Source organism: Streptomyces sp. NPDC055099 (assembly GCF_053607685.1).
The window spans coordinates 1-10,182 of record NZ_JBSGUA010000047.1 but is presented as its reverse complement, the minus strand read 5'-3'; the positions used below and the strand labels follow the sequence as shown (position 1 = coordinate 10,182).

The following is a 10,182-nucleotide window of genomic DNA, read 5'->3' as shown; positions in this document are numbered from 1 at the left end:
ACCTGCCGAATACGAGACCACGTACTACCGCGAAACCACGAAGCCCCAGGTCACAGTCACGACCTAGAGTCTCGATCAAACCCGGAACGGTTCAATCTGCCAGGACTTCAGCCGTGCGATGCCTCGTTCGACGGGAGCACGGGCTGCGGACAGGGTCCGATTCTTGGTCCGTTGGGTCGGAGTGAGTTCGCCGCCTGGAGGGCGACGCTTGGCAGTGGTGACCCAGTCGCCGGCGCCGATGTAGGCCATGTCGGCGAGGACGGGGACGCCTTGGCGCGCGCAGATCCGGAGGATCTTGTGGGTGCGGGCGGCTGTCAGGTCGTGGGTTCGGCCCGGCAGGGCAGGCGACAGCCAGAGGATCTCTCCGCTGAGATCGGTGACGACCTGCACGTTCACCCCGTGCCGCTTGTGTTTCGAGGAGTAGTCGGCCTTGCCGTCGCCGACGCGGTCACACTCGGCGAGCGTGCCGTCCAGGAGGACGAAATCCGGGTCGTGTACGCGCAGCGTCTTCAGCAGGCCCGGCGCCTGCTCGGCGAGCAGGGCGGTGACCGCGGTGACGTAGGCGTGTGCGGTGCCGACGGATATCCCGAACCCTGCGGCGATACGGGCGAGAGTGTCGTGGCGGCGCAGATACACAAGTGCGATCAGCGCACGCCGGTGCGGCGGCAGCTTGCACCGCCGGTCACCCTCACGGGTGACGATGAGCATCGTGACCCACTCGACCAGCGCATGAGGCAGGTCGAGTGCGGCAGGATACGGAACCAACAGGGCTCCTGTGCTGCTGAGTTGAGACGTCGAACACCTCCCTCAACGGCACGGGAGCCCTGCCCGTTGCGCACCCTGATCACACATCGCCCCGTCACCCGATCAGTGGCCACGCTGAAAACGCTCGCTGTTTCAGCCGATGAGTTCGGTGGTGATACGGGCGTCGAGAGTGGCGGGGCGGCGTCCCGGCCCCGCCACAGTTGCTGCTGCCCCGAGTCCGTCCTCCGAGCCAGCGCACTCGGCAGCGGAGTTGCCGCAGGAAACGGTCTGATGTCAGGACAGGACGGCGCCGATGATCGCGACCACGACGATGAGCAGGAACATCGCCCTGACGAACCAGGGGCGGTCGCCGATGCCCTTCCAGTCGGCGGCAAATGTCAGGCCGGCCACTGCCACAGCAGGCCATAGCAACCAGTGCAGGCTGATCGGGTGGTCGATGAAGTAGGCCAGAGGCATGTAGAAGACGGCGTAGCCGAAGGCGAGCATCGCCGCCCCGCGCCAGGGGACGGTCCGTCGGCCCGCGGCGTTAGTGTTCTGGGTGTTCACAGCAATCCCTCAGGGGAAGAAATCAGGAAATCAGGACGTCTACTTCAGGCCGTCATAGCAGGCTTTCTTGATGGACTTGATCCCGAACAGCGTCGACCCGCCGGATCCGAGTGCGGCCATGGCGCCCTTCTTGGTGTCCACGCTGGCGAGGGTGGCAAGTACCTTCTTGACGCCACCGGCGTTCTTGATCACCTTGAAGGCAGCCTTTCCTGGGGCGAACGCCGCAGCGAGCGCGGCACCGCACTTCATGGAATTCCAGGTGTCGCTGACCATGCCGCCTGCGATCTCCTTGGTCTTGTCCCACCACTTGGGGTCGGCGACGACGGGGTAGGCGGTGGACTTGTCCGTCTGGATGGTCTGGATGAGGGTGTCCCCCTCAAGCCGGTAGGTGGTGGGCACCGGCTTGCCGTTGGCGTCCTTGGCCCAGGGGGTGTCGAAGAGACCGACTATCTCTCCGGCACTGTCGCCCACCACGACGCCTCCTTCTTCCAGGAGCGCGGCGTGGGCGCCACTGGGCAGGTCCAGCGGGAAGCGGTACTCGGTGGACGCCGACGCGTCCTTCAGCGTGATCAGAGCACTCGCGCTGCCGTCCCGGCCGACCTGGGCGGCAATGTCGACGGGTCCGTCGGGCTGGGTGTACATCACCGTGCCGTTGGCCGTGGCGCTTGCCGACGCGGCAGCCGAACCCGGCAGGCCGATGGCCACCCGAGTCCCTTCAGGGTCAGTCACGGCGATCTTGCCGGAGCTGGTGGCGGGCATCTCCACACGCGTTCCCGCCACGTCCGCGATCAGGTTGCCCTCGCCTGTACGCGGGGTGGTCAGGTTGGTGGTGCCAGTGGCGTTTTCCACGATGGACGCCGCGGCGTCCGTCGTGGGCGCGGGCCGGTCCGTGCCGGCGAACGCCGGAACCGTGGTGGCAAGCATGGCGGAGGCGGCCACCGCCGCTATACCGGCCAGCGCCGATGCTTTGTTAACGGAAAGCTTCATCGTGTCCCCCATAGGATGTTCAGCCGTCACTGCGATCGACAGGTGACGGTAGGTCATGAAGGATCATTCCATGGACATAAGCCTCATTGATCATGTCATTGAAGGGATTTAGATCACTGGAACCAAGTAAGCGAAGATCACATCCGAGTTCCGCGATGCGTCTCCCGCACCGGACCGAATACGACCGGCACCGGCGCGCCTTGCCCGCGCTCGCAGAGCAGCTCGGCACCCGGTTGCGCGGAGGGCAACAGGCTTGCAGCGCCTTTGAGCGGGCAGCGACATGCCGACGAGCTGGGCCAAGTTGGCACCGGTCTCGACTGTGATCTCGACACCGAGGACCGGCACCGCAACCCACGTGGTGCGCTGCGGGAGCAAGAGACACGCTGATGCGGGTCGGCGGGTGTACCGCACCGGCTAGCCCGCCAACGTCGAGTGGCAGTTTGACTCGACGTTGATACAGCCCCCGGCTGGGCTAGAAGCGCTTCGTCAGGTCCTGGGAGCCCAGCGAAGCAAACAGCGGCCGAGGGGCCTTCTGGCCTCTCTCCCCTGCACATCCGCGAACGGTGAACAGCAACACCCACCGAGCCGAGGCCGGTCGCTGCAGACGGGCAGCAACCGCGCGGGGAGGGTCCTGCGCTTCGCGCACCCACACGCCATCACCACTGCGGCGACCAGCGACCCTCGCGCAGAGGCCGCCAGGCAGAATGCCGCATCAGGAGGTCGCTCGGGTCCGCCCACGTCGTCAGGCAGGCGGGATCGAGCAGCTTCTCTCCCCATACGCCGGGCGGAACGGCCAGCACGGTCAGGTCCTCGCGCCGCACGCCGGCGAACTCCGCATCCGGCGCGCAGCACAGGACGAGAAGGTCGCCGGGGCGGGCGAACCAGAACAGGCGCTGGGTCCAGGCGCGCATGTCGCCACGCGCCCGTATAGAGGGGTCGATGTGGTTGCCGATCAGGAAGCGCACGGCGGACTCCAAGAGGTGGGCGAAAGGGTCAACGGCGGAAGGAGAACAGCGGGCAGCGAGTCCAAGGCCCACATGGTCGCGGTACGCCGCCGCACTCCGTCGCCCGCGGCCTCCAGGCGGGCGAAGTGCCCGGCCAGGGCCGCGACCAGGGCGCCCAGGCCCGCCGGGGCGACCGTCGTCCCGATGCAGGAGTGCGGCCCCCACCCGTAGCCGAGGTGACGGTTCGGGGAGCGGTCGAGCACCAGGTCGTCCGGCCACTCGAAGGCGGCCGGGTCGCGGTTGGCCGCCGCGGCGACGCTTTTAGGCCCCGCCTCGATGTCGATGCCGCCGATCCGGCAGGCCCGCACGGCGATGCGCGTGGTGCCCTGCACAGGCCCGTCGAATTGACGTTCCTACAACACCCTGAAGTTGTATCGGTGGGTGGCCAGCCGGTGGACTGAGCAGCACCGATGCTCTGGAATGGCGTCCAGCACCCACCAGACCCTGGCTGCGGTCTCTGACGACGAGGAACGCTGGGCGGCGATCAAGAATCCGAGGATCTGGCTCGTAAGACCCGGCCCCCAGGCGTCCAGGCGGCCGGCCGGGGTAGACGGCTGAGCGGCCCGCCCGTCGGCGCGGCCGAAACCCGGGAGAGGACACGATCAGCGTGAGCGACGCCGAGCACCGCAAGCAGACCCCCGACGGAGCGGCCGAGCTCCTGGTGCGCTGCCTGGAGAACGAGGGCGTCGAGGTGGTGTTCGGCGTGCCCGGCGAGGAGAACATCCGTTTCACCAACGCCCTGGCCCGCTCGGAGAAGATCCGCTACGTCCTTGTCCGGCACGAGCAGGCCGCGTCGTTCATGGCGGAGATGCACGGCCGGCTCACCGGTGCGGCGGGGGTGATGTCCGCGACGCTGGGGCCCGGCGCGATCAACCTGATGCTGGGCGTCGCCGACGCCATGACGAACAGCACGCCCGTCGTCGCGATCACCGCGCAGGTGGGCAAGGAGCGCAACTACAAGGAGTCCCACCAGTTCGTGGACCTGGTGAGCATGTTCGCGCCGGTCACGAAGTGGTCGGCGGGCGTGCCGGCCACCCGGGCCATCCCGGAGATGGTGCGGCGCGCGTTCAAGACCGCGGAGTCCGAGCGGCCCGGCGCCGTCTACCTGGCCGTGCCCGAGGATGTCGACGAGGCGGCGGACGGCGGGGACCTGCGCCCGCTGCGCAGGGACGTCGTGCAGCCCCAGGCGCCGTCCCCGCAGCAGATCAAGCGGGCGGCTCAGCTGCTGCGCCAGGCCCGCCGGCCGGTGATCCTCGCCGGACACGGCGCGGCGCGCGGCGGCGCCCAAAAGTCGCTGACGGCGTTCGCCACCGCGCTGGACGTGTCGACGGCGACCACCTTCCACGGCAAGGGTGTCCTGCCCGACGACCACCCGTGCGCGACCGGCACGTTCGGCTTCATGCGGCGCGACTACACCAACTTCGGGTTCGAGGAGGCCGATGTCGTCATCGCCGTCGGCTACGAGCTGCAGGAGTTCGACCCGTCCCGGATCAACCCGGACGGTGACAAGAAGATCGTCCACATCCACCGCTTCCCGGCGGAGGTCGACGACAGCTATTCGGTGGATGTCGGCATCATCGGCGACATCTCCGCCTCCCTTAACGCCCTTGCCACCGAACTCGACGGCCTGCGGTGGAGCATCGACGACAAGGACACCGCGGCCACCCGCGCGCTGCTGGCAGGGGAACTCGAGCAGGGCGCAGCGGACGAGCGCTACCCGCTGGCCCCGCAGCGCGTCATCGCCGACACCCGCGCCGCGCTCGGTCGCGAGGACATCGTGCTGGTCGACACCGGCGCGCTGAAGATGTGGATGGCCCGGCTCTACCCGACGTACGCGGCGAACACCTGCCTCATCTCCAACGGCTTGTCCACCATGGGCTTCGCGCTGCCCGGCGCGCTCGCGGTCCAGCTCGCCAGGCCGCAGGCCAAGGTGCTGGCGGCGGTCGGCGACGGCTCGTTCCTCATGCACTCCCAGGAAATCGAGACAGCGGTCCGCGAGAACATCCCGCTGACCGTGCTGATCTGGCAGGACAACGGTTATGGGCTCATCAAGTGGAAGATGGACCTGGAAGTCGAAGAGAACTCCAACACCGACTTCACCAACCCGGACATCGTCCCCTACGCCTCCAGCTTCGGCGCCAAGGGCTACCACATCACCTCCGCCGGGGACCTGCTGCCGACGCTGCGTGAAGCACTGGCGGACCCGGGCGTGTCGATCATCAACTGCCCGGTGGATTACGCCGGGAACATGAACCTCATCGAGCACCTCGGGCACCTCGACTCGGCGCTGTAACCCGCCCCCGCGGCCCTGCCCCCGTACGGGTTGTGCTGCCCGGGCCGCTGACACCCCGGGCGCGCAGCGTTACGCCCCCAGAAGCCCCAGGAGGGCGGGCGGCTGGGGCACCGGCAGCAGGACGGGCCCGGCCGTGGGCTTCGTGCGGCACCCGTACGTCCCCGCAACTGGCTGTCCGCCGAGCAGCACGGCGGGCAGATCGGAGCGTCGTGGGCCGGGCAGTGCGCGATGTCGGGCAGCACGTAGCGGTGCGGCACACCCCGCACTGGCGGGGTCAGGGTGACGTCAACACGTCCACCCCGGGCCCGTTGACGGGGTTCGTCCAAGCCAGACAGAAGCGGCCCCGGGGTCGGCCAGGCAATCAGCGGGCCCAGCGCCGGCCCGCACGCCATCAACGACGAGAACGCCAGCCGTGCGGGACGCACCCGCCGGGCCAAGCAGGCCGCAAGGCGCCTGGCCCCAAGCGAAGAGACCACCCCCGCCCCGTGGCCGGCGCCTGATGCCGACACAGACCCCCAAGGCGCTCACGCCCCACCGCACACGACGAGCGGCTCCCGGCACCGAGCCGCCCCAAAGGGCACCGCACCCACTCCTGACGCCGCGTACTGACCGGGCCGCAGTCGTATCTTTCGCATACCTCAGGAGGGGGCAAGGACGTGCTCAGGTGGTGAGCAGCCCGGTGATCTCATCGGCGAGCTCGGGGCCGAGCGAGCCCCAGCCGTCCTGGTAGCCGTAGACGCTCGCCAGGGTGCGGGCCTCGTAGTCGCCGTTGAGGATGTCGATGTCGGTGGGGGTGATGAGCGAGGGATGGGCGACGCCGACGGCGCCTGAGACCCTCAGCAACTCCCTGCGCAGGGTGCGCAGGTAGCCCGCGGCCCGGATAGCCTTGGAGGGTGCGTCGATGCCGCGCGTCAGCCGCGGGTTCTGGGTGGCGACGCCGGTGGGGCATGCGCCGGTGTGGCACTTCTGCGCCTGGATGCAGCCGATGGACAGCATCGCCTCACGGCCCACGTTGACCATGTCGGCGCCCAGGGCGAACGCGACGACGGCGTTCTCGGGCAGGCCGAGCTTGCCGGAGCCGATGAAGGTGATGTCGTCGGTCAGACCGCGCTCGGCGAACACGCGGTAGACGCGGGCAAAGCCCATGCGAAACGGCAGCGACACCGAGTCGGCGAAGATCAGGGGAGCAGCCCCGGTGCCGCCCTCGCCCCCGTCGACGGTCACGAAGTCGACCCCCCGATCACCTCGCTCCATCAGGGTGGCGAGTTCCTCCCAGAAGCCCATTTCCCCTATGGCGCTCTTGATCCCGACGGGCAATCCGGTCTCCGCGGCGAGCAGTTCCACGAAGTCAAGCATCGAGTCGACGTCGTTAAACGCGGTGTGGCGCGACGGCGACGCGCAGTCCCTGCCCGCGGGGATGCCGCGGATCCGGGCGATCTCGTCGGTCACCTTCGCACCCGGCAGCAGGCCGCCGAGCCCCGGCTTCGCACCCTGCGAGAGCTTGATCTCGATCGCCCTGACGGGCCCGCTCGCGACCACGGACTTCAGCTTGTCGAGGTTGAACGTCCCGTCCTCGTCGCGGCAGCCGAAGTACGCCGTACCGATCTGGAAGACGAGTTCCCCACCGTTGAGGTGGTACGGCGACAGGCCGCCCTCGCCGGTGTTGTGCATCGTCCCGGCCAGCGCCGCACCCTTGTTGAGTGCCGTGACGGCCGCGCCGGACAGCGAGCCGAAGCTCATCGCCGAGATGTTGACGACACTCGCCGGGCGGAACGCCTTCGCGCGGCCTCGTGGCCCGCCGAGCACCTTCGCCGCAGGCAACGGCGCCTGCGCGTCGCGCAGATCGGGCAGCCGACCGGCGAACGTGCGCTGCTTCACGTACGCGTGACCCTGCTCATGCTCGACGTCGTTGTCGGTGCCGAACCCGAAAGAGTTGTTCTCCTCCTTCGCCGACGCGTAGATCCACCTGCGCTGGTCACGGCTGAAGGGCCGCTCCTCGTCGTTGGACGTCACAATGTACTGCCGCAGCTCGGGGCCGATCTTCTCCAGCACGTACCTGGCGTGCCCCAGCACGGGGAAGTTCCTCAGCAGTGCGTGCTTCTTCTGCACGAGGTCGCGGGCGGCCACCAGCGCCAACGCCGTGGCGGCTGACGCGCCTATGTTCCGAGCACGCATGAAAGACGTTCCTCTCCTCGACTGGCCGAACCTCACCACGACCGGCTACCCCGCGCCGGCGAAATGCCACGACAGGGCGGCGAAGGCTCACCTCTTCCGCGTAGTCGGGGAAGCGGGCGCAGGGGGCTGAGGCCGAAGCCCGGAGACCTTCTTGAAGGCGGCATCCCAGCAGACCGCCAGTCGGCAGCCGCCCCTACCGGCGACCACGGACAAACCCCGATTCGCCCAAGCCGACCTCCCAACAGTGCCGTCAGGGGGCCCCTGACCCAGACCGAGCGGAGATGACCGCCCAGGCGACAGCCGAACATCTGCCCGCCGCTCGCCGAGACGCCGTCGCCACCTGCGTCCGCTACCTCACCGGCCATCTTGACCAGCTCCACTACGCCGCACTGGCAGCCGGCTGGCCCATCGCCACCGGCGCCATCGAGGGCGCCTGCCGCCATTTGATCGCCGATCGCCTGGACATCACCGGCGCCCGCTGGGGACTCGACGGAGTCGAAGCCGTGCTCCGACTCCGCGCACTGATCACCAACGGCGACTTCGACGACTATTGGACCTTCCACACAGCCCGCGACCACCAACGCCTCTACCCCAGCCCCGACCAGCAGAAGTTCAGGCTCCCATACCCACCCCAGGACACACGGTCGCGAGCGCGTGGAGGGACATCGCTGCGGCCGACGAGGCGGACTGTGTAGCAAATGCTGGCCGTGACGGTTTGAGTCGGCCCCGGTCGGGCGGTCCGAAGCGGCCCCGGCATGTGCCGGATCCGCTGATTGTGGCGGCTTGAAGTGGCCCGGGGTGTTGGCGTGACGCGGCCCCGCCAGATGCATCGTTGTCTTTGCTGGGAGAATCAGATGGTTCGAGCGTGGCCAGCGAGATGACCGGAGGAGCGAGTGACCGCTCAGCAGCCCCTTGACGAGGTCCCGGCGACGGTGGCCACAGATGCCGGAATGCTCGTCTTGTGGGATCCGCAGCGCTTCGAGGCCGTCGTCGATTACGACACCTGGGAGGACGAACTTTTGGAGGACGAGGACATCGTCCGTCACATCCAGGCGGGTGCTCTGGTCCCGCTCGACGTCGGCGGAGACGGCACGTTCGGTGTTCTGGTCCGGTCGGGCACTGCGATCGCGCCGGCCGGGTTGACCAAGCGGGAGACGGCCCATCAGCTGGTCGCTTCCCAGCCCTATCTCTTCGTCTCCCGCGGTCGCGCGCTGGTGGGTGGCATTGAGGACGTCAGCAGGGACGCCTCGGATGACGTGATCGAACACCCTGTGCCCGAGGGCCGCTATGCCGTGGTCGTCCACCTGATCGACTGGCAGGCCGAAGCCGGCAGTCAGGACGAGGCGGGGCAGCCCGTTCCCGGAGCCCTGCCGGACTTCGTGGTGCTGATCAACCCTGCTCAGCCCGGTCGGGAAACCTTCCGGACTGTGGTGCAGACGTTCGAGGCGCCGAGCGGCTGACGTCGGCGGATCCGGTTCAGACCGCCTTGAGCTGCTGCTGGTCCTTGGTGTGGGCGAGGCGGTACGACTCGGTGCCGGTCTCGATGATCGCGCCGTTGAAGGTGAGGCGGTCGACGATGGCCGCGCAGAGCCGGGGGTCGGTGAAGGTATTGGTCCAATTTCCGAACGATTCGTTCGAGGCGATGGCCACACTGGTCTTTTCCTCCCTCTCGGTCAAAACCTGGAAGAGCATCTCGGCGCCCCGTCGGTCGAGTTCGAGGTAGCCCAGCTCATCGATGCACAAAAGATCGACACGTCCGTAGCGGGCGATGGTCTTGGTCAGCTGTTAGTCGTCGGCGGCCTCCACGAGCTCGGTGACGAGCTTGGCAGCCAGCGCGTCTCGGACCCGGTAGCCGGCCATGGCGGCAGCGGTGCCGAGGCCGATCAGCAGGTGGGACTTGCCGGTGCCGGAGTCGCCGATCAGGCAGAGGGCTCGCCCTTGCGGATCCACTCGCAGGTGGCGAGGTCGGGTCGGGATCATCGACTGCGGCGCTGGCCAGCGTGTGCAACAAGCACGACTTGAGCTGGCTGCCATGGGGGTGGAGAGCATCAAGACGGATACGGTTCGCCCCTTCGGACGAGCTGCGGCACCAAACGCATCAAGACTCTGCGGCCGTTGCGGCGACGCTCGCGCGTCGGTCGGGCCCGACGGCACAGTGTCGCCGTGCGTCTTCTCGACGTGGTTGAGTGCCGGAAACGTCTTCGACGCATCGCTTCACAACATCCTCGTCGGCGACGGCATGGCCGCCGCAAAAGCCCTTACCAGCTCCTCAGTGCGCAGGGGCGGTAACGGCGGGGATGACGACGACGATGACGACGGGCCTTGACCCCGGATCTTGAACACACGAGACACTGGATCCTGCGGATCTGAGAACGGACATCTCGTGGTCATGAAGAACTACCCGCCGCAGTT

Annotated in this window: 8 protein-coding genes and 3 pseudogenes; 4 read left to right on the top strand and 7 right to left on the bottom strand. The window is 68.1% G+C overall.

The features are described 5' to 3' along the window. Positions 1–93: 93 nt before the first annotated feature. From ACWFRU_RS41945 to ACWFRU_RS41925, 5 genes and pseudogenes are all read right to left on the bottom strand, one after another. A pseudogene (locus tag ACWFRU_RS41945) lies at positions 94–765 on the bottom strand (transposase); the annotation flags it as partial. 273 nt (positions 766–1,038) lie between these two features. Beyond that, positions 1,039–1,311, bottom strand: a complete 273-nt coding sequence (locus tag ACWFRU_RS41940) for a hypothetical protein (protein ID WP_453694085.1) — start codon at positions 1,309–1,311, stop codon at positions 1,039–1,041. A gap of 39 nt (positions 1,312–1,350) precedes the next feature. Beyond that, complete coding sequence (locus ACWFRU_RS41935; RefSeq protein ID WP_453694083.1) at positions 1,351–2,298, bottom strand: hypothetical protein; 948 nt, start codon at positions 2,296–2,298, stop codon at positions 1,351–1,353. Between the two features lie 656 nt (positions 2,299–2,954). Beyond that, entirely contained in the window at positions 2,955–3,263 is a 309-nt protein-coding gene (locus ACWFRU_RS41930) for a preATP grasp domain-containing protein (RefSeq protein WP_453694081.1), read from the bottom strand. Then, positions 3,251–3,634, bottom strand: a complete 384-nt coding sequence (locus ACWFRU_RS41925) for a hypothetical protein (RefSeq protein WP_453694079.1) — start codon at positions 3,632–3,634, stop codon at positions 3,251–3,253. Before ACWFRU_RS41925 ends, ACWFRU_RS41930 begins: the two co-directional genes overlap by 13 nt. A 275-nt stretch (positions 3,635–3,909) precedes the next feature. On the opposite strand from ACWFRU_RS41925, the gene ACWFRU_RS41920 reads away from it, so the two are divergent. Beyond that, positions 3,910–5,595 (top strand): acetolactate synthase large subunit, encoded by a 1,686-nt coding sequence (locus ACWFRU_RS41920; RefSeq protein WP_453694077.1) that lies wholly within the window; start codon positions 3,910–3,912, stop codon positions 5,593–5,595. A gap of 660 nt (positions 5,596–6,255) precedes the next feature. Here the strand turns inward: ACWFRU_RS41920 and ACWFRU_RS41915 are convergent. Next, positions 6,256–7,770, bottom strand: coding sequence for a glutamate synthase-related protein (locus ACWFRU_RS41915; RefSeq protein WP_453694075.1), 1,515 nt, complete (start codon positions 7,768–7,770; stop codon positions 6,256–6,258). Between the two features lie 278 nt (positions 7,771–8,048). On the opposite strand from ACWFRU_RS41915, the pseudogene ACWFRU_RS41910 reads away from it, so the two are divergent. Beyond that, positions 8,049–8,390 (top strand): annotated as a pseudogene (locus ACWFRU_RS41910) (ISKra4 family transposase); the annotation flags it as partial. A gap of 273 nt (positions 8,391–8,663) precedes the next feature. Further along, positions 8,664–9,230, top strand: coding sequence for a hypothetical protein (locus ACWFRU_RS41905; RefSeq protein ID WP_453694073.1), 567 nt, complete (start codon positions 8,664–8,666; stop codon positions 9,228–9,230). Between the two features lie 16 nt (positions 9,231–9,246). Here ACWFRU_RS41905 and ACWFRU_RS41900 read toward each other — a convergent pair. Further along, positions 9,247–9,734, bottom strand: a pseudogene (locus ACWFRU_RS41900) (ATP-binding protein); the annotation flags it as partial. A 68-nt stretch (positions 9,735–9,802) separates the two neighbouring features. Between ACWFRU_RS41900 and ACWFRU_RS41895 the strand changes: the two are divergent. Beyond that, the gene (locus tag ACWFRU_RS41895; RefSeq protein ID WP_453694071.1) at positions 9,803–10,096 is read left to right on the top strand and encodes an SPASM domain-containing protein; all 294 of its coding nucleotides are present in this window, start codon (positions 9,803–9,805) and stop codon (positions 10,094–10,096) included. The last annotated feature ends 86 nt before the right edge of the window (positions 10,097–10,182 follow it).

What these genes read in the sequence shown, in the direction of transcription:
- ACWFRU_RS41935 (WP_453694083.1), bottom strand. Translation starts at nt 2,298, where the DNA reads ATGAAGCTTTCCGTTAACAAAGCATCGGCGCTGGCCGGTATAGCGGCG.
- ACWFRU_RS41915 (WP_453694075.1), bottom strand. Translation starts at nt 7,770, where the DNA reads ATGCGTGCTCGGAACATAGGCGCGTCAGCCGCCACGGCGTTGGCGCTG.
- ACWFRU_RS41895 (WP_453694071.1), top strand. Translation starts at nt 9,803, where the DNA reads ATGGGGGTGGAGAGCATCAAGACGGATACGGTTCGCCCCTTCGGACGA.